Raw genomic sequence first — 25879 nt, forward strand, 5'->3', positions numbered from 1 at the left:
TATGAAAACAAAACTATTATTACTAACCTTATTTGGCTTCTTTGCCGCAAACGCACAAACAACCTATAACCTAGATTGGTTCATGGGCATTGGCACCAATGTAGATTTAACAATCGATCAAGGCGATACCGTAATCTGGACATGGGGAGATGCTGCGCCACATACAGTTGAAAATGAAGTAGGAAACTCTGTGGAAACTTTTAACAGTGGTATAATTACAGGAATGGGAGAAACCTACTCCTATACTTTTACTGTGGTTGGCGACAACCGGTATTTATGCGGAATTCACGGGGCAGCTAGTATGTCTGGTACCATAACAGTTAGGGAGGTTCTGGGTGTGGAAGAAAACAATTTGAACAAAATTAGCCTTTACCCAAACCCTGCATCCTCAACATTAAATTTAGTATTGTCAAAGAATATGCAAAGTGGCGAAATAGCTGTTTATGATATATTGGGAAAACAGATCTATTCAGAAGAATTTGAATCAAAAGATAACATCTCGATAAATATTATGGGTTGGAACACAGGAAGCTATTTCTTGAAAGTAGTTTCAGGGGAAAATATGCAAACGGAAAGATTCATTAAAAACTGATTTGTTTGAAAACCTTTTTGCTTCTAATTTTGTGGATACCAGTTCTATCCTTTGCTCAAGAAGACCTTCTTGCTGAAATTGATAGCGACTCGGTAAGTAAGGGCTATACAACAGCGGCCTTTAAAGGGCTTAAAATTGTAAATTTTGAATCCACAAAATTAGTTGCCAAAAAGGAACTTACATTAATAGTTTCCCACAGATTTGGAAGTATTGAAAATGGTTTCGACAGCTTTTTTGGTCTCGATGATGCTGTTACCAGATTGAATTTTATCTACGGAATTTCAGATGGGTTCAATATTGGTGTTTCGCGAAGCTCGTATCAAAAAATTTATGAAGGTTCTTTAAAATACAGATTGTTAAATCAGCAGGAAAATGGATTTCCCTTTACCATTGTTGGGTATAATTCGTTGATGATTAACACGGCTTTAGATAAAGACAACCTTCCAAAATTAAAGTTTAAACATCGCCTGTCATATGCGACCCAAGTTTTAATTTCCCGAAAAGTAAACACCAATTTTTCTGTGGAAATAGCGCCAACATATTTTCATGATAATTATGTTGCGATTAACGAACAGGATAACGCTCAGTTTGCAATTGGGCTGGGAGGACGCTACAAATTAGCTAAGCGCTGGTCGCTGAATATGGATTACGGTATTCACTTAAATCGTGCTAGCGCATCACCTTTCAGAAATCCATTATCCATTGGTGTCGATCTTGAAACGGGAGGGCATGTTTTTCAAATGCACTTTACCAATGCACAACCTATGAACACCAACGGGTTTTTAGGCCAAGCTTCTGGAGATTGGGCAGATGGAGATATTTATTTCGGATTTAATTTGAGCAGGGTATTTTAACGGTATGACTATGAAAAGAAATTTATTGCAAATAACACTGTTATGCTCTATAATGCTTTTAATGGGTTGTACGGCCACAAGTGAAGAAGATTTGGTTGATACTACCCCAATACCCGAAATAGTTACTTATAGTGAGGATGTAAAGCCAATAATAGACAACAATTGTATTATTTGCCATTCCAATCCTCCACAGAATGGTGCGCCCATGGCTTTGGCTAACTATGAGAATGTAAAGGAAGCGGTTCAAAATAGAAATCTGATTGGTCGTATTTCAAGTGATGATCCTGCTTTCTCTATGCCATTTGGCGGACCTAGATTGCCCCAAAACTTAATAGATATTATCATTCAATGGAATGAGGACGGATTAATTGAAGAATAAAAACTATGAAAAGAATATTCTATATCCTGTTATTTTTAAGTGCTACTTGCTATGGCCAAAATAAATTTATAACCAAAGCAGGGTCATTAAATTTTGAAGCTTCTGTACCTTCTTTTGAAGAAGTCGCTGCAAAAAACAATTCCGTGACGGTAATTATAAATGCCGAAAATGGTGAGATAGCTGCGCTTGCATTAGTTAAGGCATTTCGATTTAAAAATGCTTTAATGGAAGAACACTTCAATGAAAATTACGCTGAATCTGACAAATTTCCAAAAGCCACTTTCAAAGGAAAATTACTTGCTTTCTCTTTTGAAAAGCTCATCGAGGTTAATGATTTATTCATTGAAGGCGAACTTGAATTCCACGGAGTGTCAAAACACTTCGACAAAATTCCAGTTACTTTGGAATATAGCAATGATAAAATCATTTTGTCGGGAAACTTTAGCGCAAAAGCTTCCGATTTTGATATTAAAATCCCAAAAATTGTTCAAAGCAAAGTCAAAGATGAAGTGCAAATAAACTTCAATTTTGAACTTCTTAAAAAGTAAAAAAGCTTTTTAAAATTCTGCGTTGCCCGGAGTTCTTGGATAAGGAATTACATCGCGAATGTTACCCATTCCAGTTGTAAACTGCACAAGACGCTCAAAACCAAGTCCGAAACCACTGTGAACGGCTGTTCCAAACTTGCGAAGATCCAAATACCAATACAATTCTTTTTCGTCAATGTTCATGGTCTTCATTTTTTGTAACAACACATCATAGCGTTCTTCCCGTTGTGAGCCACCAACAATTTCTCCAATCCCTGGAAAAAGCACGTCCATTGCACGAACGGTTTTACCGTCGTCATTTAAACGCATATAGAACGATTTGATATTTGCGGGATAGTCAAAAAGAATGACTGGGCATTTAAAGTGTTTTTCAACCAAAAACCGCTCGTGCTCGCTTTGAAGATCCGCGCCCCATTCATCAATAATATATTTGAATTTTTTCTTTTGGTTTGGCTTGGAGCGTTTCAAAATTTCGATCGCTTCAGTATAGCTAACTCGCTTAAAATTGTTTTCCAATATAAACAGCAACTTTTCACGAAGCTTCATTTCGCTACGTTCATCCTGCGGTTTGTTCTTTTCTTCTTCTAGTAAACGATTTTCAAGGAATTCAAGATCGTCGGCACAGTTTTCTAAAGCGTAGTTTACAACGTATTTAATAAAATCTTCGGCCAAATCCATGTTAGCATCCAAATCGTTGAAGGCAACCTCTGGCTCAATCATCCAAAACTCCGCCAAGTGGCGACTCGTGTTTGAATTTTCAGCTCTAAAAGTAGGACCGAAAGTATAGACTTTTCCAAGCGCCATTGCATAGGTTTCGGCTTCTAACTGTCCGCTAACGGTAAGATTGGTTTCCTTTTCGAAGAAATCTTCTTTATAATTTACGTTGCCGTTTTCATCCAATGGTGGGTTTTTAGCATCTAAATTTGTAACCCGAAACATTTCGCCAGCTCCTTCGGCATCGCTTCCCGTAATGATAGGCGCATGCATATAATTAAACCCGTTCTTTTGAAAGTATTCGTGAACTGCAAAAGCAAGTTTTGAGCGCGTACGCATCACGGCGCCAAAAGTATTGGTGCGGATTCTTAAATGTGCCTGTTCGCGCAAGGTTTCGAGCGAATGTCTTTTTGGTGAAAGTATGGTAAGCTTTACGTCTTCTGGATTTGCTTCCCCCAAAACGGTTAATTTTGAAACCTGTATTTCAACCGTTTGGCCTTGGCCTTGGCTTTCCACAAGCGTGCCTTTAACTTCTATAGCAGCGCCAACGGTTACTTTTTTTAAGATTTCTTCTTCAAAATTCTCAAAATCCACTACGCATTGTAGGGTTTTGATTGTAGATCCGTCATTTAAAGCAATGAATCTATTACTTCTAAAAGAGCGCACCCAACCGCGAACGATTACTTCTACGTGAGTTTTTTCGCTTTTCAACAATTCAGCTATTGTTTTGTCTTGCATGGTCGTTTTTTAAGAGGAGCAAAGATACTTTTAAATAAAATTCCAAAAAAGTAAAAGCACCAAATTTCAAAATAAGGATATATGGAAATCTGGACTGCTAATTGCCATTGCTAACGGATTACTCAGTTTCTTCTTCTTTTTCTTCTTCATCGTCAGACAAGATTTCAATAGCAGGTTTTTTCATGGTTTCCTTATTTGCTATACTTCTTTCTAGTGAAAGTAGGAGCGTGGGAAGTAAAAGGAGATTGGCCAGCATTGCAAAAAGGAGTGTTATAGAAACTAAAGCTCCCAAAGCTACCGTTCCTCCAAAACTGGAAATGGTAAATACCGAGAACCCAAAGAAAAGAACAATGGAAGTATAAAACATACTTACGGTACTCTCGCGAAGTGCTGCATAAACAGACTTCTTGATTTTCCAATCATTGGCTATCAGCTCCTGCCTATACTTTGCCAGAAAGTGAATGGTATCATCCACAGAAATACCAAACGCAATGCTAAACACCAAAATGGTGGAAGGTTTTATGGGAACACCCACAAACCCCATCACTCCTGCGGTTATAATCAACGGAAGCAAGTTTGGGATAAGTGAAATCACAATCATTTTAAAACTTCGGAACATCCAAGCCATAAATAAGGCGATCAAGAAAATGGCCAAAGAGAGCGAAAGAATCAAGTTGTTCACCAAATAATGCGTCCCTTTTTGAAAAACCAAGGCTTTACCAGTAACAGAAACATTGTAACGATCTGGTGGAAAAACCTTATTTATTTCTTTATGAAGATCTTCCTCAATGTTGTTAAACCTATCGGGCTTGGTATCTTTCATAAACGTGGTAATCCTTGCAAACTGCCCAGTACTGTCCACATAGCTATTCAACAGATTTGTATTTGTGTTGCTGCTTTTGGCATAAGAGAGTATAAAATTCTTTTCCTGGCTGTTGGGAAGCTGGTAATATTCCGGATTGCCATTATAATAAGCTTGTTTGGAATATTTTACCAATTCCACTACCGAAATAGGCTTTGCGAACTCAGGAATTTCCTTAATGTGGTCCTGTAACTCATCAATGCGTTTTAAAGTGGAAAGACTCATAACGCCTTTTTTCTTCTTCGTGTCCACCATTATTTCCAGAGGCATAATGCCTTCATATTCCTTTTCAAAAAAGCGAATATCGTCAAAAAACCCAGTGTTTTTAGGCATATCCTCAATAAGGCTTCCCGAAATTTTAATGTTGAAAATTCCAATGATGCTTGTGCAAAGAAGTAGAATTGCCACAATATAAATCGTGATGCGGCGGTCCCGAACCATCCGCTCTATCCAATGAACAAATTTGTTGATCCAGATTTTGTTCAAATGTTTTAGGTGCTTGTCTTTTGGCACCGGCATATAACTGTAAATAATGGGAATGATAAGCAAACTCAACAAAAAGATAGCCACAATATTGATGGAAGCCACGATACCGAATTCACTCAACAGCTCACTCTTCACCAAAATAAAAGTAGCAAAGCCCGATGCCGTCGTCAGGTTGGTCATCAAAGTTGCATTCCCCACTTTGGTAATAACGCGCTGCAAAGATTTCGCCTGGTTCCCGTGTAGTTTTATCTCCTGTTGGTATTTATTGATAAGGAAAATACAGTTCGGAATTCCAATCACAATTATCAAAGGTGGAATCAAAGCTGTAAGCACCGTAATTTCATAATGCATTAGTCCCAAAAATCCGAAAGACCACATTACCCCAATAATCACGGTACACATAGAAATAAAGGTGGCGCGCCAAGAGCGGAAAAAGAAGAAAAATATAAGCGAAGTAATAAATAGCGCCGCTCCAATAAACAGCCCAATTTCATCAATAATACTCTGCGAATTCAGCGTCCGGATATACGGCATCCCCGAAGTATAAACCTCTACTCCAGTTTCCGCTTCAAACTTTTTAATAAGCGGAATCAAATCCTCAATCACAAAATCCTTTCGGGCAGGCGTATTTACAATATCCTTTTTAAGATAAATCGCCGAACGAATACTCTGCTTGTCCGGACTATAAATAAGTCCGTCATAAAACGGAAGTTTGTTGAAAAGCTCGTCTTTATATACCGCAAGGTTTGCATCTGTAAAAACCGAATCATGGATAAAAGGCACCAACTCAAAACCCGTTGTGTCTTTTTTCTTCTCCAGCTTTTTTAGGTTGCCAACGGAAAGTGTTAGTTCTACCTCGTTAAATTTGCCAATGTCTTTAGAAAGTTGGTTCCAAGCTTTGAATTTCGCAGGTGTAAAGATGGTAGAATCCTTCACTCCCATAACAATCAAGTTTCCCTCTTCGCCAAAATGCGAAAGAAACTGATCATACTCAAGATTAACAGGGTGATCATCCGGCAGCAAATTAGCCTCCGTATAGGTGAAGCGCATGTTCTTCCACTGAAGCGCAAGAAGCACGGTAAGTCCTATAATAACTATTAAAATCCAGGTGCGGTTCCGCAAAATAAAACGGGCCACCCAGCTCCAAAACCCAATACTGAAAAGTTTGTTCAAAGCAATTTTTTATAGACTTCGCAAAGGTAAGTATTCCCAATTAGTGGGAGATTTATTTTGTGGGGTATTTTAAAAGGGTGAAAGCTTTACAAAAGCTTTTTGTAGATTTAAAGTCTTATTAAGACATATATGTGTGTTGGCAATAAAATTTATGAAAAGGATAATTTTAATATTTACTTTAATCATTATTAGTTGTAAGCCTAATAATGATAAAGCTAATCAAAAAGATAGAAACCAAACCTATGCAATGTATGGGATTATGGTTGGAAAGTATAGTTCCTCTAGTGAGTTCATTCAAAACGAAATTTACTCAACCGTTAATAAATTTGATTTAGTTGAAAATAGGGAAGCCAGAATTTATGATAGTCTTACTGTTCAATATTATAAATATTTAGAAAAAGTTTTTTATCAAATTGAAGAAGTCACAACACTTGATCTTCCAGGTGACTACATCGGAGAACTATCAAACAAAAAACACATAAACAATCTATTCTTTATGAAGAGCGATTACAGTAATTTGGGTATTGAGTACTTATCTAAAAGAGAAGAATATAAAATACAAATATTAAAGTTGGTCAAAGATAGTAGCTTAGCCTTTCGAATTTCTAAATTTTTGAGTACGGATAATGAAACCGTTCGTGATGGTGATGAGATAAGCCATCTTGATTTTTACTTTAAAGATTTACCTCCAATTAGTGTGATGGCGTATTTAAAATATAATCAATATAGCATTTTGGAATTTGAAAATGAATTTATAAAAAATCAATTAATCAATAATTAAATATTATCTCCTGCTGGTGCGGGTATCCCGCCCGTATCCTATAAATATTCCCGTTCCCGTGAACAGCAACTTTTTAATATTCCTTTTAAGCTAATTATTCTCTAACCTTTTTCTTCCAGATATATAGTAAACGGTACTATTATAATACTAAAAAGAGTATATTTTGATATGCAGCTAGCAGGTTTGCAGCATTTTTCCACAAACAAAATAACAAGCTGCCCTTAACAAACCCTTTTCGTAGCTTTACCGCGGAATAACTAGAAGAAAACAAATGGAAATTATAGACTGGATACAGCATTGGTTTAAGGATAATTGTGACGGGGACTGGGAACAGGGGGAAGGTATTCAAATAACAACTTTGGACAACCCTGGATGGGAAGTTGAAATTGACATATCAAACACTTCAATAGCCAATATCAATATAGGATGGATACTTAACGAGAATAGTGCGCAAGACTGGTACGGTGTAAAAATTGAGAACCAAAAATTTAACGCTTCAGGTGACTCTGGAAAACTAAAATTTTTATTAGAGTTATTTAAAGAGATGATAGAGAAAATCGAAAATTAATACAAATACTGACAAATCACAACTGAGAACCCAGAACCCAGAACTCACAATCGAGAACCGATCAAATCTTTAAATTAAAAGTAAACTTAAAGGAAACATTATCCTCAAAGCTAGGCAAGTTGTAGTACCCATACCTATAGGCAAAGCTCAACCCAAAACCAAGTGCAATCTTATTCAATTCCAAGCCCGCTTCGTTATAAGGGTGGTCAAGATTATTAAAAGGTATTCCAAAATGGCGGCCAGAATCACTAATATCGCCAATAGCGTGACGTGAAATCACCACCACCTCTGGTTTCCAGTTTTCCCCAAGCTTAAACCTCCTAAAAGTATGCTTCATTTGAAGCATAGCCAGTTTATCTGAATAAAACTCCCCAAAATACATGGTCTCAAAACTCTGCACCCCCGCCACCGAAAACCGTTTAGAAATATTTTCCTTAGTAGGCTGGTTCGGAAAAGCATGAAATAAATGTGTTAACGGCACATCGCCCGTAGCAAGTTCGCCTTGCAGCAGAAAACTAGTGCTAGAAATGTTTTTTCGCGCAATTTCATAATCAAGCTTCAATCCAAATTTCGCATAATTAAAATCGCTATCAGCAATTCCTTTAAAGGCCTTTGTAATTTGCGCACTCACTTTCGGCAAAACATCCGTAGCCACTTTTATTCCGTCATCATTTACAATAGAGTCCGTTTGCAACTTCACACGAAAAGAAAGAATAGCCTCCGCAAGTTTGTATTCATTATACCCTTTGCCGTCCTTTATAAAATAGTAGTTTTCAAAATTGCCAACATCCGTATGTTGTACCCGCAATTCCGTAAGTATTTTTGGTGAAAGCTCACTTTGTATGTTTACCTGCCACTGGGTATATTTATAAAACTGGGTAATATTGAGCAAACGAGGCTCAAAAAGGGAATAAAACCGAGCATCCGTTAAAAAATCATACGTACCAATCTCCTTAATGTCGTCTGTATAATAAAGACTTACCCAAGCCTTCTTTTCTTTGTTCACCAGCGCGCTCCCGCCCAAGCTATACTTAAAAGTTTCATCCTTAAACCCGTAAGCAATATAGCCGCCAAGCTTATAATTTTCAAAAAGTTTTTTATTGGTAACACCACCCACTCCCAAACGGAAGCCTTCATGAGCATTATATTTAAAAAGCGTCTTAAGATCAATGTCAAAAAAACCAACAGGAAAATAGCCCGTAGTAAATGGGTGCCCTTTTTTTTCAGATATTTCGGAAACAGTTTCCTTTACCCCAGAAACGGTATCATTCTTTGTTTCATTGGTTTCTTGCGCAAAAGCCGAAAGACCTATTAAGAAAGAAAAAAGGAATAGTATTTTGCGCATATAGTATGATGGGAAAATTTTTTTAAAAGTAAAAATAAAGCGGCATAGTTGCCGCTTTATTGTATTTAGTTTAACGATAACGCAAGTTATACTGTCATTATTTCCTTTTCCTTTTTTGCCAAGATTTCATCAATCTTTTTAATGTGGGCATCTGTCATTTCCTGAATATCTTCTTCCAAACTCTTTTTAAGATCTTCTGAAATATCCAAAACTTTAAGGTCGTTATTGGCGTTTTTACGGTCGTTACGTACCCCAATTTTTCCTTCTTCGGCAGCAGCTTTTGCTTGTTTTGCCAAATCTCTTCTGCGTTCCTCGGTCAATGGTGGAACAGATATTATTACGCTTTCCCCATTGTTCATTGGGTTGAAGCCTATGTTTGCCAAATGGATGCCGCGTTCTATTTCAGGAATCATCCCTTTCTCCCATGGTTGGATGGTAATGGTCATCCCGTCTGGTGTGTTTACGTTCGCAACTTGGCTCAATGGAGTCTGACTTCCATAATAATCTACCATTACACTCCCTACCATAGCTGGTGAAGCTTTTCCGGCACGAATGTTTACCAATTCTTTTTCAAGATGCTTTAGGGCATTGCCCATTGCTTCTTTTGTGCCTTCAATTATAAAATCTATTTCGTCTTCCATACTAAATTTTTTTAAGCTGAATTTTGCCTTTCAAAAATTAAACCAATAATTATAAATTCACTTTTGTGCCAATCTTTTCTCCAGAAACCACTTTCAGCAGATTTCCTTTAGTGTTCATGTCAAAAACTATAATAGGCAATTCGTTTTCCTGGCTCAAGGTGAAAGCAGTGGTGTCCATTACTTTCAATCCTTTCTGCAACACATCTTCAAAACTAATAAAATCGAATTTTGTTGCAAGTTTGTCTTTTTCTGGGTCGCTGGTATAGATTCCATCCACACGTGTTCCTTTCAAAATAACATCTGCACCAATCTCGATAGCTCTTAAAACCGCGGCTGAATCTGTTGTAAAATAAGGATTTCCCGTTCCCCCTCCAAAAATAACAACACGTCCTTTTTCTAAATGGCGAATTGCTTTTCTCCGAATAAAAGGCTCGGCCACTTCATTGATGTTGATGGCACTCTGTAAACGAGTGGGTACATCTTCATTTTCCAGTGCGCTTTGCAAAGCCAGTCCGTTAATAACGGTTGCCAACATTCCCATATGGTCACCCTGTACACGGTCCATCCCGCTGCTGGCGCCAGACAAGCCTCTAAAAATGTTACCGCCGCCAATTACAATGGCCACTTCAACGCCTCTTTCAGTAATTTGTTTTATCTCTTGTGCGTATTCTTTAATACGAATGGGGTCAATGCCGTACTGTTGATTGCCCATCAAGGCTTCGCCGGAAAGTTTTAAAAGTATTCTTTTATAGTGCATAATTTGGGTTTGTTGGGGCAAAAATAAAGAAAAATATTGATGCGGTGGAAGTAATTGAAAAAAGTAGTTTTTAAGAAGCAGATCGTAAGAAAAATAAAAAGAATATTTTTTTATGATGACATTCCCAAGATTATTTCGATTTATAAATAATGAAAACAACTAATCCTTAAAGTTTCACATTATGAAAAAACATTTATTTTATTTATTGTTGGGCGTTTCAACATTTTTGACGGCTCAAAACAAAGATTTTAAGGCCCCTTCAGCTACATTTTCTTTTCATCCTATTTCATTGCCTAAAACTGAATGTATAACTGATGAGCAACGAACGGAGGTAATGCAGGAAATTGAAGTGAACAAACAGGCCATTCTTCAAAAAAATCCAAGCGCATTTCAAAAACGTGGAGGGCATCCTCTATTTATCCTTCCTTTTAGACCTAAAACAGGATATAGCGATTATGGATATTATTCATTGTTTAATCAAGTGGATCAAAACCTTAGTCCGAACGGCCAATTACTAGATTATAACTGCGGACAAAGAACCTATGATTGGGCAAGCGGTAATCATGCAGGAACTGATTATGTGGTATGGCCTTACCCATGGAAAAAGATGGAAGAAGACGTTATGGAGGTAATTGCTGCGGCACCAGGAATAATTGTAGATAAACGTGACGGAAACTTTGACCATAATTGTGTGAATAATGGAAATCCAAATTGGAATGGAATTATTTTGGAGCATGCTGATGGATCAAGAAGTTGGTATTGGCATTTCCAAAATGGTAGCTCAACCTCTAAAAATATTGGTGATTCAGTTGCTGCAGGTGAATATTTGGGAAGAGCAGGTAGCTCTGGCAGTAGTGATATTCCTCACCTGCATTTTGAAGTTCATGATTCTGTCGGGAACACGATAGACCCTTATGCAGGGCCTTGCAATAGTATGAATGCTGACAGCTGGTGGATTAACCAACCTGCTTATTTTGTTCCCGAAATATTGACGCTTTCTACACACAATTCAGACGATTTTGACACAGAATGTGGTGTGGTGGAGAATACATACAGAGAATTAAATTTTGACACTGGAGAAACAATACGATTCCGAATATTCTACAGAGATATTCAACTGAATTCCAATACACATATTACCGTCAACAAACCCGATGGAAGCATACTTTATGATTATGACTTTGCCTCACCGTGGCCAGATTATACAGCTGCTTGGGCACAATGGAACTTTGTCGCGGACAACACTTGGCCAGACGGAGTTTACACAATTACAGCGCAATTTGGAGGGAACAGTTATCAAACCATTTTTGGAATACGAACAAATTTGGGAACCGAAGATTTGCAACAAACTGACATAGCAATCTACCCAAACCCCACTTCAAACAAAATATTTGTAGAGGCAAACTCACAAATTGAAAAAGTAGAAGTTTATGATGTTTTGGGAAGAAAAGTCTTGGATGTTTCACCTTTGTCTGAAAAAACTGAACTGAATATGGGCAGTTTAAAAACAGGAATGTACTTAGCCGTTATTTCATCCGAAGGGAAAAAGACTGTAAAGAAAATTGTAAAAGAATAAATATTTAGAATCTTAAGCATAAAAAAAGAGGCTGAAATTAATCAGCCTCTTTTTGTTTTTAAAAATATGCTTAAAAGCTTATGCTAGAGAAACTCTCTTAAAGCCAACAACTTCAACATCACCATACGTTTTTACGTAATCTGCAACGTTCTTTTTGTCATCTTTAATGAAGTTTTGGTCAAGCAACGCTTTTTCGTGGTCCATTGTAGTGTTGTCACTAATGAAACGCTCAATTTTTCCTGGAAGGATTTTATCCCAGATTTGCTCTGGCTTGCCTTCAGCTTTCAATTCTGCTTTTGCATCAGCTTCAGCTTGCGCCATAATTTCTGGAGTCAATTGTGCTCTTGAAATATATTTTGGTACATTTTTAAGCGTTTTGCCCAAACGGCCCAACTCGATGTTTTCTTTTTCAATTACAGCGATTCTCGCTTCAGTTTCAGATTCCACAAACTCTGGCGTAAAATCTTTATAAGAAAGGGTAGAGGCTCCCATTGATGCAACTTGCATAGAAACGTCTTTTGCCAATTCTTCAGCGTTATTAACTGCTTTTGAAAGACCAGTTAAAGCGGCAATTTTGTTTCCGTGAACGTAAGAACCAACGAATGGAGCTTCCAAAATTTCGAAACCACCAATCTCTATCTTCTCACCAATTACACCAGTTTGCTCAATCAATTTCTCAGCAACTGTCATTCCGCCAAAATCAGCAGCCAAAAATTCATCTTTTGAAGATGTGTTCAAAGCAACTTCGGCCATTTTGTTTGCCATTTCAACGTAAGAGTCGTTTTTGGCAACAAAGTCAGTTTCACAGTTTAATGAAATAGCAACACCTTTTGTATGGTCACTATTTACCTTTACAGTTGCAACCCCTTCGCTAGAATCGCGATCGGCTCTTTTTTCAGCAATTTTCTGTCCTTTTTTTCTAAGGATTGAGATTGCTTCTTCCATATTTCCGTCTGCCTCAACCAATGCCTTTTTACAGTCCATCATTCCAGCTCCGGTGGTTTGTCTTAGTTTATTTACTTCTGCGGCTGTTATGTTTGCCATTTGTATAAATTTTTAAGTTTAGTATTAAAAAAAGTCGTTCAATATATTTTCAATAAAGAAAAGAACTAAACGACTTTTAAATTTTAAGATAAGGTTATTATTCTTCTTCGTTTAGAACTTCTTTTTTCGACTTCTGAGAAACAGGTTTCTTTGCCTCTTCCATAACTTCTACGTCGTCTGCATCTGTTGAAGGAACTTCAGCTTTTTCTTTTTTCACTTCTTTGTCTTTTTTAGGCGCTTTTGCCTTTTTCTCCATTCCTTCTTCATCATTGCTATCTTCATCACTTCCGGATTTTCTTTCAGAAAGACCCTCAATAACAGCTTCAGAAACAAAATTCATAATGCTTTCAATAGATTTTGAAGCATCATCGTTAGATGGAATTACGTAGTCAATAACGCGTGGGTCACTGTTAGTATCAACCATTGCGAAGATTGGAATGTTCAATTTCAACGCTTCTGCAACCGCAATGTGCTCACGAGTTGTATCTACAACAAAAAGTGCTGCAGGAAGGCGGCTCATATCAGAAATAGAACCTAAGTTTTTCTCCAATTTAGCACGAAGACGATCTACTGCCAAACGCTCTTTCTTTGACAGGGTCATGAAAGTACCGTCTTGCTTCATTCTATCAATTGAAGCCATTTTTTTAACGGCTTTACGGATAGTAACAAAGTTTGTAAGCATACCGCCAGGCCATCTTTCAGTGATGTAAGGCATGTTTGCATTCTTTGCTTTTTCAGCAACAATGTCTTTTGCTTGTTTTTTGGTAGCTACAAAAAGGATTTTGCGTCCACTAGCTGAAATTTTCTTAAGGGCTTCGCTAGCCTCTTCGATTTTTGCAGCGGTTTTGTAAAGGTTGATGATGTGGATCCCGTTGCGTTCCATATATATATACGGTGCCATGTTCGGGTTCCATTTGCGGGTTAGGTGGCCAAAGTGCACACCAGCTTCTAGTAAGTCTTTTACTACTACTTTTTTTGCCATTTTTGTTTTAGTTTACGTTCTGTGAAAGGATAGCAACCGACTCATTATTGGTACTCCTTCGCCAAAGGCTATGGAGCACAAAGCAGAGCTTTGGTTTAGATGCTAAACTAACACCCGAATTTTCGGGTTAACAGCTTTTTGATTATTAATGAATATGAACTTTTCAACTGCAATTGGGTATCCCAAGTGAGATACCCAATCTTGTTGAGTAATATTAACGTTTAGAGAATTGGAATTTCTTACGAGCTTTCTTCTGTCCGAATTTCTTACGCTCTACCATTCTTGGGTCTCTTGTAAGTAAACCTTCTGGTTTCAAGATGCCGCGATTTTCGTCATTAAGCGTACACATTGCGCGGGAAATTGCAAGACGAATGGCTTCTGCCTGTCCAGTAATTCCACCACCAAAAACGTTTACGGTAATGTCGAAAGTAGTTTCGTTTTCTGTAAGTACTAAAGGTTGTTTTACTTTATACTGAAGGGTTCCAGTTGGAAAGTAGTTTTCAAACTCACGCTTATTGATAGTAATGTTTCCTTTTCCTTCTTTAAGGTACACACGTGCAACAGCGGTTTTTCTTCTGCCTATTTTGTGAATTGTCTCCATTACTTGTTGTCGTTAAAGTTAATAGCTCTAGGTTTTTGTGCTTCTTGACCGTGGTTTGCATCAACATAAACCTTAAGGTTTCTGAAGATTTCCGCGCCCAATTTGTTTTTAGGAAGCATTCCTTTCACAGCTTTTTCAACAAGCCTTGCAGGGTCTTTTTTGTACATCTCTGTAGCGGTAAGGCTACGTTGTCCACCTGGGTAACCAGTGTGGCGAATGTACGTTTTGTCGTTCCATTTGTTACCAGTAAGGTTTATTTTACTAGCGTTAATAATAATTACGTTATCACCGCAATCTACGTGAGGGGTGAAACTTGGTTTGTGCTTACCGCGAAGTAATTTAGCAACTTCGCTTGCAAGACGACCCAATGTTTGCCCGTCCGCATCTACCAATAACCATTCTTTTACAACGGTTCCTTTGTTGGCAGATACTGTTTTGTAACTTAATGTATCCATTTAGTCTTTGTCAATTGTTAATAATTCATTGTTTTCTCACCTAAAACAAAACGGATTTTGTCTAAGAGGGGTGCAAATGTAGTGTTATTTATTTGAAAAGCAAGGGGTGGGAATAAAATTTAAGACAAAAGACCGCTGTGCTGAAAGGCAAATGAATAAAGACTTTTTTTGTTGATAAAATAGCTTTGCGGCTTTGTGTGAAATTTTTCTCAAACAAAGGCGCAAAGCATTCAATTTCAGTTTCAAAATTTTGGTTATTGGGTGTAGCCGGAGTATTGATTTTCAGAGCTATTCCAAAGTCAAAATCAAATCATCTTTCATTACCATGGTTCCTGGTTTTAGAGATATGGATTTAATTTTTCCCGATTTGTTCGCTGTAATCGTGGTCTCCATCTTCATGGCTTCAATAATAAAGAGATGATCGTTCTTTTTTATTTCCTGTCCTTTTTTCATCAATACCTTATATAAACTTCCCTGTAATGGAGCGCCGTATTGATTGGTGTCCTGTGGATCGATTTTTACATGGGCCTCTTTTTCTATTTTTATAGATTTATCCTTAATTTCCACAAAACGGTTTTCGCCATTTACCGAAAAGAAAACAATGCGAACCCCATCGTCATTCGGAATTCCTACAGAAAGCAGTTTTACAATAATAGATTTTCCGGGTTCCAGCTCAATGATGGCTTCTTCCTGAAGTTTCATTCCGTAGAAGAAATTTTCCGTGGCAAGAATTGCAACATTTCCATACTGCTTATATTTTTCGTGCGCATCTTCAAAAACACGAGGGTATAAACTATAGGATAGGAAATCTTCAAATTCTATAGGACGCGTAAAACCTTGTTGGAATTTTTTACTGAAAACTTTAAATTCTGAATCAAAATCTATAGGTTCCAAATGTGCATTGGGTCTATCGGTATATGCCTTGTTGTTTTTTAAAATTATTTTCTGAAGTTTCTTTGGAAAACCGCCCAAAGGCTGTCCAAGATCACCTTTAAAGAAATTGATTACGGATTCAGGAAAAGAAATACCTTCTCCGCGCTCCATAACATCTTCTGGAGTAAGGTTATTGGTAACCATAAAAATGGCCATATCGCCTACCACTTTGGAACTTGGCGTAACTTTCACCAAGTTTCCGAACATCTTGTTTACAAGAGCGTACATTTTTTTCACTTCATCAAAACGGTCGCCCAAACCAAGTGCTTCTGACTGGGGGCGTAAATTTGAATATTGTCCACCGGGAATTTCATGCTGATACACTTCTGCAGTTCCTGCCTTTAAACCAGACTCAAACGGATAGTACATTTCGCGCACATCTTCCCAATAGTTTGAAAATTCATTCAGTTTATTTATATCAAATTTATTTTCGCGAGGTTGGTTGCGCATCATTTCCACAATGGAATTGAAATTGGGCTGGGAGGTAAGACCCGAAAGTCCGCCCAGAGCCACGTCTACCACATCAACGCCTGCTTCAATAGCTTTTAAGTAAGTAGCAGATTGAATTGAGGAAGTATCATGGGTGTGAAGGTGCAACGGTATTTTTACTGTGCTCTTTAATGCTGAAATAAGTTCAGCTGCCGCGTAAGGTTTTAAAAGTCCGGCCATGTCTTTAATGGCAATCATATGTGCTCCTGCGTTTTCAAGGTCTTTTGCAAGCTGGGTGTAATATTTTAAGGTGTATTTGGTTTCCTTCGTGTCTAGGATATCACCTGTGTAACTTATTGCTGCTTCAGCAATTCCACCTGTTTTGTTTCGAACGAAATTGATACTGGGTTCCATTGCTTTTACCCAGTTTAAGGAATCGAATATTCTAAAAATATCGATTCCGTTTTCCCAAGAGGTTTCAATAAACTTTTCAATTAAGTTGTCGGGGTATGCTTTGTAACCCACTCCATTGGAGCCTCGAAGTAACATTTGAAAAAGTATATTCGGCATCAATTTGCGAAGCTCCCGCAACCGCGTCCAAGGACTTTCGTTCAAAAACCGTAGGCAAACATCAAAGGTTGCGCCTCCCCACATTTCTATACTAAAGGTATTGGGATGGTTTTTGGCGAAACTTTCTGCTGCTTGCAACATATCATAACTTCGCATTCTAGTGGCGAGCAAGGATTGGTGTGCATCACGAATAGTAGTATCTGTATAATGTATCTTTTTTTCATCCTTAAGCCAGGCGCAGAATTTTTCCGGTCCCATTTCCGTAAGCATATCTTTTGTGCCTTTCGGATAGCTTTTCTGTGAGTCGAACTTTGGGATTTTTGGGGTCCTGAAAATTCTATTTTTATCGAAAGTTTTTACATCAGGGTTTCCGTTTACAATTACTTCCCCTAAATAATTCACGATTTTTGAAGTGCGATCCTGCGGAAGTTTTATATCAAATAAAGAAGGCGTGTTGGCTATAAAATTAACGGTTGCCTTACCTTCTCTAAAGGTTTCATTTTGAATTACATTTTGAAGAAAATGAATATTTGTTTTTACGCCGCGAATGCGAAACTCTTTTAATGCACGTGACATTTTACGAACGGCGCCATCTAAAGTTCTACCATGAGCCGAAACTTTTACCAGCATAGAATCGAAAAACGGACTGATGCTGTAAGACTGATAAATACTACCAGCATCCAACCGAATGCCCATTCCTGCTGCGCTTCGGTAGGTGGTTATGGTACCGTAATCTGGCGTAAAATTGTTTTCGGGATCTTCGGTGGTTAAGCGGCATTGCATCGCAAAACCATAAGTAGCGAGTGAATCCTGATCGTAGATTTTTATCTGTGTGTCTGAAAGTTTGTAGCCACCAGCAACAAAAATCTGGGTTTTTATAAGGTCTATGCCCGTTACCATTTCGGTCACGGTATGTTCCACTTGAATTCGAGGGTTTACTTCTATGAAAAAAACGTTATCTTCTTTATCTACCAGAAATTCTACCGTTCCCACGTTGTTGTATTGCACTTCCTCTGCAATTTGTATGGCGTATTTGTAAAGTGCCTGTTTCACTTTTTCTGAAACATTAAAAGACGGGGCGATCTCTACCACTTTTTGGTGGCGGCGTTGTACGGAGCAATCGCGCTCAAATAAATGGCGAATATTGCCGTGGTTGTCTGCTACAATCTGTACTTCGAGATGCTTTGGGTCTTCCACATATTTTTCGAGAAACATAGTATCGTCCCCAAACGCATTTAGGGATTCACTTTTAGCGGAATCAAAATTGTTTTTTAAATCGTCATCATTCCGAATTATCCGCATTCCACGTCCGCCTCCGCCGGAGGCCGCTTTCAGCATTAGAGGATAGCCGATAGTTTCAGCTTCGGAAAGAGCGATTTTGAGTGAAGAAAGCTTTTTGGTGTTGCTTTGAATAATGGGGACCTTACATTTTTGGGCAATCTTTTTGGCTGTGATTTTATCGCCTAAGGCATCCATTACCTTTGGATCTGGACCTATAAAAATAATTCCGTTTTTTGCGCAGTTACGTGCAAATTCGGAATTTTCAGATAAAAATCCATATCCAGGATGAATGGCGTCCACATTCTTCGATTTGGCCAAAGCTATGATGGCATTGCCGTCCAAATACGGTTTTAAGGGTTGGTCGTTACCGCCTATTTGGTATGACTCATCGGCTTTGTAGCGATGCTGCGAATAACGGTCTTCATAAGTGTAAATGGCAACCGTTTTTAAATTTATTTCTGCACAGGCACGTAATACCCGTATAGCTATTTCGCCGCGATTGGCCACCAACACTTTTTTAATTTTCATCCTAGCTTTTTTTAGAATTTGAACTTAACTCGCTAAAGGTAGCCAATACTATGCACGCATAAGATTAGTCGAGAAATTTTTTTTGAACAATTTTGCGATTATTTTGGATTTTAAATGGGTTGACCTAGACTAATTCGGTGTTGCTTTATTTGTTTGGTATTCTTCAAAAATACCTTAGTTGATTATGTACGGATTTTCATTTTTATAGTTCCGAATAACAAAATCCAGCGCACTTTTTAGGATATCGCCCATGTTCTTGGATTTTTTGAAATTAACATCTCCCGTAAGTTTAAAGAGACTCACTTTCAGTTTCTTTATTTTTTCAGGGAGAGAAATGGTATCCTTGCGCATACAGTTCATAAGTTCCTTGAGACGCTTTTTTTCACTTGTAGCCCTTTTTGCAAGCAAGGAACGTTCTTCATTTTTGTATTGTTCCACTGAAGCCTCCTGCAGCAATTCCATAGTCATATTTACCAGCTTGTTGTTTTCTTTCAGAAATTGTGGTTTGTAAACTTTTATATTGCCCTCGAAGCTTTGTTGATCAAAATCTATGGCGCGAACGCGATACTGGATGCGGTCAAAATCATGGGTTAGCACCATTACATAATTATAGGAGCGCATATCGCCCAATAGACGCACAAAGCAGCGTTCATTGAATTTTACAAATTCCTTGGCTATTTCCATTTTGTCTCTGTCTGAACATTTATCTAAATGGTTTTCAATAAAATCGTCGCCAGGAATTCCAGAAATGTGTTCCTCTATTAGGGTATTGCCACGAACCAAAAAGTTGATATGGTTTGGCGAAAGCAAATGTTCCAGTTCCAGCCCGTAGATTCGGGAAGCATCGGCTTTTTTTATGTAAAGAAAAATGTAGTTGTCGTTGAGAACATTACGGACTTTTACTCGGAAAGGTTTTGAATTTCCGAAAGTGCAATAATCCACACTGTCTATATTTAGGTAGGGTAAAATTGTGTCGGTTCCGTCGGAATGCAAAATGGAATACACTTTTTTAAGACTGAGGTTTATTTCCTCGGTTTCAAATTCAGAATAGTAAACACTAACCCATAATGTATCCTTTCCATTTTTGTCAAATACAGATATCGAGCCTTGAAAACGCAACAAATCATCATAATAGATAGGAATTTTAATAGTCCTTCCGTGACGGGTTAGGTATTTTAAGAGTGCATCATTAATAGGATAAGCGGGTTTTTTTTTTGAAATCAGTTTTTGATTGTTCTCCATAGCTGTGGGAAATATTTTTTAAAGATATGGATTTCATTAAAGACGTAAGACCGCTTCGCTGAATGATTTAAGACATAAGACTAAAAAAATAAATTTCGATTTCAACTTCAACTTTTCAGGTTACTGAGCGAAGTCGAAGTATCAACTTCGATTTCGATTTCAGTTTCGATTTCCCCCGTTATTCCTTCACAAACTTTTCCAATGCCACATTTTCCCCAGAATACAGCTGCACAAAATAAACACCCGAAGCCAAGCTGGAAACATCCACCGTTGGGGAAATGGTTTCCATATCTAACTTCATAACACGGCTGCCAAGCATAGAAAAAATGTTTACTTGGTTTATAGTTTGATCGTTTGTATTGATCTGCAATAAGTTTTGTACGGGATTGGGATATAAGCTTATTGTGTTGGCAAAAGTATTTTCCGCTATTCCAATAAGTGGTTGCTTGTGTTTTACTATCCAATAATCATAACCTCCTCGGGAATTTTCTGTTTTGTCTCCGGAGATATTAGAATTTGAACGCCCAGCTGTTAAAAAATTTCCGTCACTGGTTTGTATTGAAGCTCCACCACCTTCACCTGCTTCTCCACCAATCGTATTTTGCCATTCAATAATGCCTAGACTATTAAGTTTAAGAAACCAATAATCAGATCCTCCTATGGAGTTTTCGGTTTTATCTCCAGAGATATTAGAATTTGAACTTCCAGATACTAAATAACCCCCATCTGCACTCTGCGATATTGAACTTGCATTATCGCCTAATGTCCCGCCAATAGTATTTTGCCAAACAATATTGCCAGTTTCATCTAATTTTAAGACCCAATAATCATAAGCTCCAATAGCATTTTCAGATTTGTCCTCAAAAGCATCAGAATCTGAGGTGCCAGCCACAATATATCCACCATCGCTGGTTAAATTTATTTTTGGGTTTAAGTCAGCATTATTCCCTCTTATAGTCTTATCCCAAACCTGATTCCCAGAAGCATCTATTTTTAAAATCCAAAATGGATTATTAAAACTTTGAAAAATGAGTAAATCAGAACTTAATATAAAACCTCCATCATTTGTTTTTGCAAGATCTTTAACGTTGCACGCAAAATTATAGTCCGTAGAGCCGTATGATTTTTGCCAAACAATAGCTCCAATAGAATCTAGTTTTAGAACCCAAGCATCCGGCAGCCCATTTCTGCTAACCGTGCGATCGCCTGATTCTGCTGAACTAGAACTGCCAACTACTAAATAACCTCCATCATCTGTTTCAACTGTTGATACTATCTCATCGCGACGATTCCCTCCATAGGTTTTTTGCCATTGTATATCGCCGTTAGCGTCTAACTTTAATACCCAATAATCCTGTTCTCCTCTGGAAGCTTCAGTTTTATCGCCAGAAATACCAGAATTGGAACCTCCTCCTATAAGATAACCTCCGTCAGTTGTTTGTACAATAGAGGTTAAAAAATCGTCTTCACTTCCACCATAGGTTTTTTGCCATAGTATTTCTCCAGTAGTATCTAATTTTACTATCCAATAATCGTTTCCTCCTCTTGAATTTTCGCTTTTTTCTCCTGAAATGTCTGATTCTGAGGCTCCTCCAAGTAAGAACCCACCGTCGTCCGTTTCAATAGAAGTTGAAAGCCAATCACTACTATTGCCGCCAATGGTCTTCTGCCAAAGAATACCTGATACTTGGGCTTGTGTAGTTATAAATGAAAGTAGTAGGAGTGCTAAAAGTGTAGTTGTCTTTTTCATAATAATGAAATTAAAATTTAACTATCTAATAAACACTAAGATACAATTTTATTAAATCACAATAATGTAAACTCCTGAATTTTGAATTGAAAAGTTATTCCTTCACAAACTTTTTTAAAGCCACATTTTTCCCAGAATACAGCTGCACATAATATACACCCGAAGCCAAGCTGGAAACATCTACGGTTGGCGAAACGGCTTCAACATCCAACTGCCGAACGCGGCTGCCCAAAACGCTGTAAATGTTTATTTGGTTTATGGTTATGTCTTGGGTATTGATCTGTAATATGTTGCTTACTGGGTTGGGGTATATACTCATTGTGGTAGCAAAGGTGTTTTCTCCGACACCTAATGTTGAGTCGTGTTTTATAATCCAATAATCATAACCTCCTCTGGAGTTTTCGGTTTTATCTCCAGAGATATTAGAATTTGATGAACCTGCTGTTATAAAATCTCCGTCAGTAGTTTGTATTGAACTTCCGCCATATTCATTCCCTTCACCCCCAATTGTATTTTGCCATTCAATAATGCCTATACTATTAATTTTAACAAACCAAAAATCTAATTCTCCATTAGAATTCTCAGTCTTATCTCCAGAGATATTTGAATTTGAATAGCCTTGTACTAAATAGCCCCCATCTTCGGTCTGATCTATTGCATTCACGTTTCCTTCGGATGCATCACCGCCAATTGTATTTTGCCATACAATATTGCCATTTTCATCCAATTTTAGAATCCAATAATCCATTGATCCATTTATGGCGTTTTCAGTTTTGTCTGCAACAGCGTCAGAATTGGAGATTCCTGCCACAATATAACCACCATCGCTGGTCTGTTTTGTTTTTGATAACCAGTCACTTTTATTGCCTTGTATAATTTTATCCCATACCTGATTGCCAGAAGCATCTATTTTTATAATCAAAAAGCCTTCGTGTGTGGATGTAATTCCCCATTTGGTTGCACTTATTATAAAGCCTCCATCGTTTGTTTTTTCAAGTTTTGACCATCTTGTTTCCAAACCAGAGCCAAATGAATTTTGCCATTCTATAGCTCCAGCTGCATCTAATTTCACAAGTAAAATATCATGAAAACCAATTTGAGGAGCTGTGCGATTGCCAGATATTGGCGAGGCAGAATCACCGGCTAACATATAGCCTCCATCATCGGTTTCAACTATTGAATATATTGCATCTTGGCCTATGCCACCAATTGTTTTTTGCCATTCTATAGCTCCAGCTGAATCAAGTTTTAGTGCCCAGAAATCTCCAAACCCATAAGAGTCTTCAGTTTTTTCACCAGATATGTTAGATGACGAAAACCCTCCTAAAATGTACCCACCGTCAGTTGTTTGCAGCGCAGAAGATAAAACTTCAGTATCACTGCCACCATAGGTTTTTTGCCATTCTATGTTGCCGTTTTCATCTATTTTTAATATCCAGTAGTCATTGAGCCCTCTGGAATCTTCAGTTTTTTCACCAGATATATCCGAATCAGATGTTCCACTGGCAAGAAATCCACCATCATCTGTTTCAATCATTATGGTTAGGTTATCATCACCACTGCCCCCAATGGTTTTCTGCCATTGAATGATTCGTTCTTGGGCGTGAATAGTAAATACGAAAAGTAATAGTGCGAAAAGCGTAGTTATTGTTTTCATAGTAAAGAGTTTAATTATCTATTAAATACTAAGATACGTATTTTTCTAATCACTATAATAAAATAATTCGGAATTGATAAAGTATTGTTATGTCAGGTGAGGGCAGTGGAAATCTGCTTTAATTAAGTAAGAATGTGGAGTTCTCGACTGCGCTCGAACGGACAGGATAGTATTTTTATTCTTTCACAAACTTTTTTAAAGCCACATTTTTACCGGAATATAACTGTACATAATATACACCCGAAGCCAAGCTGGAAACATCCAAGGTTGGTGAAACGCTGTCAATATCAAGTTGCAAAACTTTACTGCCCGTCATTGTGTAAATGATTACTTGGTCTATGGTTTTGTCTTGGGTGTTTAGTTGCAAGGTGTTTTTTGTGGGGTTGGGGTAGAGGGTTATTGATGTGGTAAAGGGTTTTTCTTTGAGGCCTAAAGTTATTGCGTGTTTTATAATCCAAAAATCATTTCCGCCACGGGAATTCTCAGTTTTATCACCTGAAATGTTGGATTGTGAATTTCCACCAAAAATATAAGTTCCATCAGAATTTTGATTGGTACAGGATAGTTTATCCACATTGCTTCCACCAATAGTGTTTTGCCATTCAATTATACCTACGTTATTTAACTTCACAATCCAATAATCTTCAAACCCCTTGGAGTCTTCAGTTTTATCTCCAGAAATGTACGAATCTGAATAACCTCCAATTAATGAACCTCCTTCAGTAGAACCTAGAACTGTAGTACCCAATTCAAAAAGTGCTCCGTCAATATTTCTATCCCATTCTGTATTGCCTTCAGGATCAAGTTTCCATACATAATAATTAAATTGGGGCTGATTGTCTGTTGTGCCGTTCACAATAAAACCACCATCGCTAGTTTGTCTTACCGAACTTAAATAATTTGTCACTCCATTGCCAGCAAAGGTTGACCACGTATTATCTAAACCAATTTTTTTCAAAAAGTAAGCCATGTCAATACCCCAAGTCCCCCCTAATATATAACCACTATCGGATGTTAGTTGAAAATCATATAACCTAAAGCCCTCATTAGAGATTCCATATGCATCTTGCCAAAGAATATTTCCAGTGGAATCTAGCCCTAAAATCCAAGCGTCTCTATTGGCTATTCTACTTTCGGTTCTGTCGCCCGAAATATCTGAAAAAGAGGAGCCCGCTAATATGTAATTACCATCAGGTGCTTGATGTATTTCCACTAGTAAATCTCCATCATTACCTCCAATTGTTTTTTGCCATTCAATACTTCCTGTTGAATTTAGCTTTAGTACCCAGTAATCCGTAAATCCACGGGAATTTTCCGTTTTTTCTCCAGAAATTCCGGAATCGGAATATCCCCCAACTATGTACCCTCCATCTGTAGTTTGATGAATAGCAACCAGTTTATCTTCTCCATTTCCTCCAATAGTCCGCTGCCAGTCAATATTCCCTGAACTATCCAATTTCAAAATCCAGTAGTCATTGGCGCCCCTTGAATTCTCAGATTTATCGCCAGAGATATTTGAATTTGAATATCCTCCTAATATCATTCCACCATCGGAAGTTTCTTCAATACTTTTCAAATATTCCTCTCCACTCCCCCCAATAGTTTTCTGCCAAAGAATATTTGGGTCTTGGGCTTGAATAGAGATTGCAGAAAATAGTAGTGCTAAAAGTGTAATTATCTTTTTCATATAAAGTAGCTTCAATTTTGTGGTGGCAAAATACAGAATTCAAACAATTGAAAAAATAAAAACGTTAAGGATTTCTTAAAAAACTAGGGTTATTTAACATTTAATAGAACTCATTCGCTTTAATTTCATCTAGTTTTGCGCCCACAAAAAAACAAACACTATGAAAAAATTATTTGGATTACTTTTTTTAGCAATTGCATTTACTGCTTGTTCAAGCGATGATGACAACAGCAACGACACTACAACTCTGGAAGGTACTTGGAAAATGACTACCTTTAACACTGAAAACGCTTACGACCTAAATAATGACGGTACGGCCTCAAAAAGTGTTATGAATGAAACCAACTGTTACCAAAACGAAACCCTTGTATTCAATGCAGACGGAGCAACTGGTACGGCTGTTAACACTTCGTATGCTGAGATTGAACTTACTTTAGTGGCAGGTACAACAGATGAGTATGAGTACACAGTAACTTGTGTTTCTGAAGATGATTCTACTCCTTTTGCATATATTCAAAATGGTAATGATGTAACCCTTATAGTAGCAGGAGAAAATCAAACTGCAACACTTTCGGGCAATACTCTTACCTATGTCTTTCAGGATGGTTTCTTTGTGGAAGTTGACAACAACGGTACAACTACAACTGTTACTGAAGACATTACTTTTGTTTTTACGAAGCAATAAACCTATTTTTTATAAATAGTA

General features: G+C 37.6%; 22 protein-coding genes. 8 read left to right on the top strand and 14 right to left on the bottom strand.

Annotation, left to right across the window (positions count from 1 at the left end):
* The first annotated feature begins 1 nt into the window (after position 1).
* Genes ESU54_RS01960 through ESU54_RS01975 form a run of 4 tightly spaced genes read left to right on the top strand, consistent with a single transcriptional unit; the run spans position 2 to position 2373 of the window.
* Positions 2 to 592 carry a T9SS type A sorting domain-containing protein gene (locus ESU54_RS01960; RefSeq protein ID WP_111842797.1) on the top strand — a complete coding sequence of 197 codons (591 nt, stop codon included), beginning with the start codon at positions 2 to 4 and terminating at the stop codon, positions 590 to 592.
* A gap of 5 nt (positions 593 to 597) precedes the next feature.
* A complete protein-coding gene (locus tag ESU54_RS01965; RefSeq protein ID WP_111842796.1) occupies positions 598 to 1446 on the top strand; it encodes a DUF5777 family beta-barrel protein in 849 nt (282 codons plus the stop codon).
* Between the two features lie 10 nt (positions 1447 to 1456).
* Complete coding sequence (locus tag ESU54_RS01970) at positions 1457 to 1825, top strand: hypothetical protein (RefSeq protein ID WP_111843244.1); 369 nt, start codon at positions 1457 to 1459, stop codon at positions 1823 to 1825.
* A gap of 5 nt (positions 1826 to 1830) precedes the next feature.
* Positions 1831 to 2373, top strand: coding sequence for a YceI family protein (locus ESU54_RS01975; RefSeq protein WP_111842795.1), 543 nt, complete (start codon positions 1831 to 1833; stop codon positions 2371 to 2373).
* A gap of 9 nt (positions 2374 to 2382) precedes the next feature.
* On the opposite strand, the gene asnS is transcribed toward ESU54_RS01975, so the two are convergent.
* Both asnS and ESU54_RS01985 read right to left on the bottom strand, forming a co-directional pair.
* Complete coding sequence (gene asnS / locus ESU54_RS01980) at positions 2383 to 3825, bottom strand: asparagine--tRNA ligase (protein ID WP_111842794.1); 1443 nt, start codon at positions 3823 to 3825, stop codon at positions 2383 to 2385.
* A gap of 118 nt (positions 3826 to 3943) precedes the next feature.
* Positions 3944 to 6346: an efflux RND transporter permease subunit gene (locus tag ESU54_RS01985; RefSeq protein ID WP_111842793.1), complete on the bottom strand. Its 2403-nt coding sequence runs from the start codon at positions 6344 to 6346 to the stop codon at positions 3944 to 3946.
* Positions 6347 to 6497: 151 nt separating this feature from the next.
* Between ESU54_RS01985 and ESU54_RS01990 the strand changes: the two genes are divergently transcribed.
* Positions 6498 to 7127: a hypothetical protein gene (locus ESU54_RS01990; RefSeq protein ID WP_146743941.1), complete on the top strand. Its 630-nt coding sequence runs from the start codon at positions 6498 to 6500 to the stop codon at positions 7125 to 7127.
* Positions 7128 to 7398: 271 nt separating this feature from the next.
* Positions 7399 to 7695: an immunity 53 family protein gene (locus ESU54_RS01995; protein WP_111842791.1), complete on the top strand. Its 297-nt coding sequence runs from the start codon at positions 7399 to 7401 to the stop codon at positions 7693 to 7695.
* Positions 7696 to 7756: 61 nt separating this feature from the next.
* On the opposite strand, the gene ESU54_RS02000 is transcribed toward ESU54_RS01995, so the two are convergent.
* The 3 genes from ESU54_RS02000 to pyrH form a co-directional block, all read right to left on the bottom strand.
* Positions 7757 to 9040 (bottom strand): DUF5686 family protein, encoded by a 1284-nt coding sequence (locus tag ESU54_RS02000; RefSeq protein ID WP_111842790.1) that lies wholly within the window; start codon positions 9038 to 9040, stop codon positions 7757 to 7759.
* Positions 9041 to 9126: 86 nt separating this feature from the next.
* Positions 9127 to 9681 carry a ribosome recycling factor gene (gene frr, locus ESU54_RS02005; protein ID WP_111842789.1) on the bottom strand — a complete coding sequence of 185 codons (555 nt, stop codon included), beginning with the start codon at positions 9679 to 9681 and terminating at the stop codon, positions 9127 to 9129.
* Between the two features lie 49 nt (positions 9682 to 9730).
* Positions 9731 to 10438, bottom strand: a complete 708-nt coding sequence (gene pyrH / locus ESU54_RS02010) for a UMP kinase (protein ID WP_111843243.1) — start codon at positions 10436 to 10438, stop codon at positions 9731 to 9733.
* Between the two features lie 181 nt (positions 10439 to 10619).
* Between pyrH and ESU54_RS02015 the strand changes: the two genes are divergently transcribed.
* Positions 10620 to 12014 (top strand): T9SS type A sorting domain-containing protein, encoded by a 1395-nt coding sequence (locus ESU54_RS02015; RefSeq protein ID WP_111842788.1) that lies wholly within the window; start codon positions 10620 to 10622, stop codon positions 12012 to 12014.
* Positions 12015 to 12092: 78 nt separating this feature from the next.
* On the opposite strand, the gene tsf is transcribed toward ESU54_RS02015, so the two are convergent.
* The 9 genes from tsf to ESU54_RS02060 all read right to left on the bottom strand — a co-directional run bounded on the left by tsf (position 12093) and on the right by ESU54_RS02060 (position 25173).
* Positions 12093 to 13058, bottom strand: coding sequence for a translation elongation factor Ts (gene tsf, locus ESU54_RS02020; protein WP_111842787.1), 966 nt, complete (start codon positions 13056 to 13058; stop codon positions 12093 to 12095).
* Between the two features lie 97 nt (positions 13059 to 13155).
* A complete protein-coding gene (rpsB, locus tag ESU54_RS02025) occupies positions 13156 to 14040 on the bottom strand; it encodes a 30S ribosomal protein S2 (RefSeq protein ID WP_111842786.1) in 885 nt (294 codons plus the stop codon).
* 214 nt (positions 14041 to 14254) lie between these two features.
* Positions 14255 to 14641 (bottom strand): 30S ribosomal protein S9, encoded by a 387-nt coding sequence (gene rpsI, locus ESU54_RS02030; protein ID WP_014781730.1) that lies wholly within the window; start codon positions 14639 to 14641, stop codon positions 14255 to 14257.
* Complete coding sequence (gene rplM, locus ESU54_RS02035) at positions 14641 to 15096, bottom strand: 50S ribosomal protein L13 (RefSeq protein ID WP_111842785.1); 456 nt, start codon at positions 15094 to 15096, stop codon at positions 14641 to 14643. Before rplM ends, rpsI begins: the two co-directional genes overlap by 1 nt.
* Positions 15097 to 15384: 288 nt before the next feature.
* Complete coding sequence (locus tag ESU54_RS02040; RefSeq protein WP_111842784.1) at positions 15385 to 18837, bottom strand: pyruvate carboxylase; 3453 nt, start codon at positions 18835 to 18837, stop codon at positions 15385 to 15387.
* A gap of 174 nt (positions 18838 to 19011) precedes the next feature.
* On the bottom strand, positions 19012 to 20079 hold the full coding sequence (locus tag ESU54_RS02045) for a hypothetical protein (RefSeq protein ID WP_111842783.1): 1068 nt from the start codon (positions 20077 to 20079) through the stop codon (positions 19012 to 19014).
* Between the two features lie 178 nt (positions 20080 to 20257).
* Positions 20258 to 21829 (bottom strand): T9SS type A sorting domain-containing protein, encoded by a 1572-nt coding sequence (locus ESU54_RS02050; protein WP_111842782.1) that lies wholly within the window; start codon positions 21827 to 21829, stop codon positions 20258 to 20260.
* 94 nt (positions 21830 to 21923) lie between these two features.
* Positions 21924 to 23486, bottom strand: a complete 1563-nt coding sequence (locus ESU54_RS02055; RefSeq protein ID WP_111842781.1) for a T9SS type A sorting domain-containing protein — start codon at positions 23484 to 23486, stop codon at positions 21924 to 21926.
* A 175-nt stretch (positions 23487 to 23661) separates the two neighbouring features.
* On the bottom strand, positions 23662 to 25173 hold the full coding sequence (locus ESU54_RS02060; RefSeq protein WP_111842780.1) for a T9SS type A sorting domain-containing protein: 1512 nt from the start codon (positions 25171 to 25173) through the stop codon (positions 23662 to 23664).
* A gap of 160 nt (positions 25174 to 25333) precedes the next feature.
* Between ESU54_RS02060 and ESU54_RS02065 the strand changes: the two genes are divergently transcribed.
* Positions 25334 to 25858 (top strand): hypothetical protein, encoded by a 525-nt coding sequence (locus ESU54_RS02065; protein ID WP_111842779.1) that lies wholly within the window; start codon positions 25334 to 25336, stop codon positions 25856 to 25858.
* The last annotated feature ends 21 nt before the right edge of the window (positions 25859 to 25879 follow it).

This window comes from Aequorivita antarctica (genome assembly GCF_007997155.1).
GTDB lineage: Bacteria > Bacteroidota > Bacteroidia > Flavobacteriales > Flavobacteriaceae > Aequorivita > Aequorivita antarctica.

What these genes read in the sequence shown, in the direction of transcription:
- ESU54_RS01960 (WP_111842797.1), top strand. Translation starts at nt 2, where the DNA reads ATGAAAACAAAACTATTATTACTAACCTTATTTGGCTTCTTTGCCGCA.
- ESU54_RS01970 (WP_111843244.1), top strand. Translation starts at nt 1,457, where the DNA reads ATGAAAAGAAATTTATTGCAAATAACACTGTTATGCTCTATAATGCTT.
- ESU54_RS01975 (WP_111842795.1), top strand. Translation starts at nt 1,831, where the DNA reads ATGAAAAGAATATTCTATATCCTGTTATTTTTAAGTGCTACTTGCTAT.
- asnS (WP_111842794.1), bottom strand. Translation starts at nt 3,825, where the DNA reads ATGCAAGACAAAACAATAGCTGAATTGTTGAAAAGCGAAAAAACTCAC.
- ESU54_RS01990 (WP_146743941.1), top strand. Translation starts at nt 6,498, where the DNA reads ATGAAAAGGATAATTTTAATATTTACTTTAATCATTATTAGTTGTAAG.
- ESU54_RS01995 (WP_111842791.1), top strand. Translation starts at nt 7,399, where the DNA reads ATGGAAATTATAGACTGGATACAGCATTGGTTTAAGGATAATTGTGAC.
- ESU54_RS02000 (WP_111842790.1), bottom strand. Translation starts at nt 9,040, where the DNA reads ATGCGCAAAATACTATTCCTTTTTTCTTTCTTAATAGGTCTTTCGGCT.
- frr (WP_111842789.1), bottom strand. Translation starts at nt 9,681, where the DNA reads ATGGAAGACGAAATAGATTTTATAATTGAAGGCACAAAAGAAGCAATG.
- pyrH (WP_111843243.1), bottom strand. Translation starts at nt 10,438, where the DNA reads ATGCACTATAAAAGAATACTTTTAAAACTTTCCGGCGAAGCCTTGATG.
- ESU54_RS02015 (WP_111842788.1), top strand. Translation starts at nt 10,620, where the DNA reads ATGAAAAAACATTTATTTTATTTATTGTTGGGCGTTTCAACATTTTTG.
- tsf (WP_111842787.1), bottom strand. Translation starts at nt 13,058, where the DNA reads ATGGCAAACATAACAGCCGCAGAAGTAAATAAACTAAGACAAACCACC.
- rpsB (WP_111842786.1), bottom strand. Translation starts at nt 14,040, where the DNA reads ATGGCAAAAAAAGTAGTAGTAAAAGACTTACTAGAAGCTGGTGTGCAC.
- rpsI (WP_014781730.1), bottom strand. Translation starts at nt 14,641, where the DNA reads ATGGAGACAATTCACAAAATAGGCAGAAGAAAAACCGCTGTTGCACGT.
- rplM (WP_111842785.1), bottom strand. Translation starts at nt 15,096, where the DNA reads ATGGATACATTAAGTTACAAAACAGTATCTGCCAACAAAGGAACCGTT.
- ESU54_RS02040 (WP_111842784.1), bottom strand. Translation starts at nt 18,837, where the DNA reads ATGAAAATTAAAAAAGTGTTGGTGGCCAATCGCGGCGAAATAGCTATA.
- ESU54_RS02045 (WP_111842783.1), bottom strand. Translation starts at nt 20,079, where the DNA reads ATGGAGAACAATCAAAAACTGATTTCAAAAAAAAAACCCGCTTATCCT.
- ESU54_RS02050 (WP_111842782.1), bottom strand. Translation starts at nt 21,829, where the DNA reads ATGAAAAAGACAACTACACTTTTAGCACTCCTACTACTTTCATTTATA.
- ESU54_RS02055 (WP_111842781.1), bottom strand. Translation starts at nt 23,486, where the DNA reads ATGAAAACAATAACTACGCTTTTCGCACTATTACTTTTCGTATTTACT.
- ESU54_RS02060 (WP_111842780.1), bottom strand. Translation starts at nt 25,173, where the DNA reads ATGAAAAAGATAATTACACTTTTAGCACTACTATTTTCTGCAATCTCT.
- ESU54_RS02065 (WP_111842779.1), top strand. Translation starts at nt 25,334, where the DNA reads ATGAAAAAATTATTTGGATTACTTTTTTTAGCAATTGCATTTACTGCT.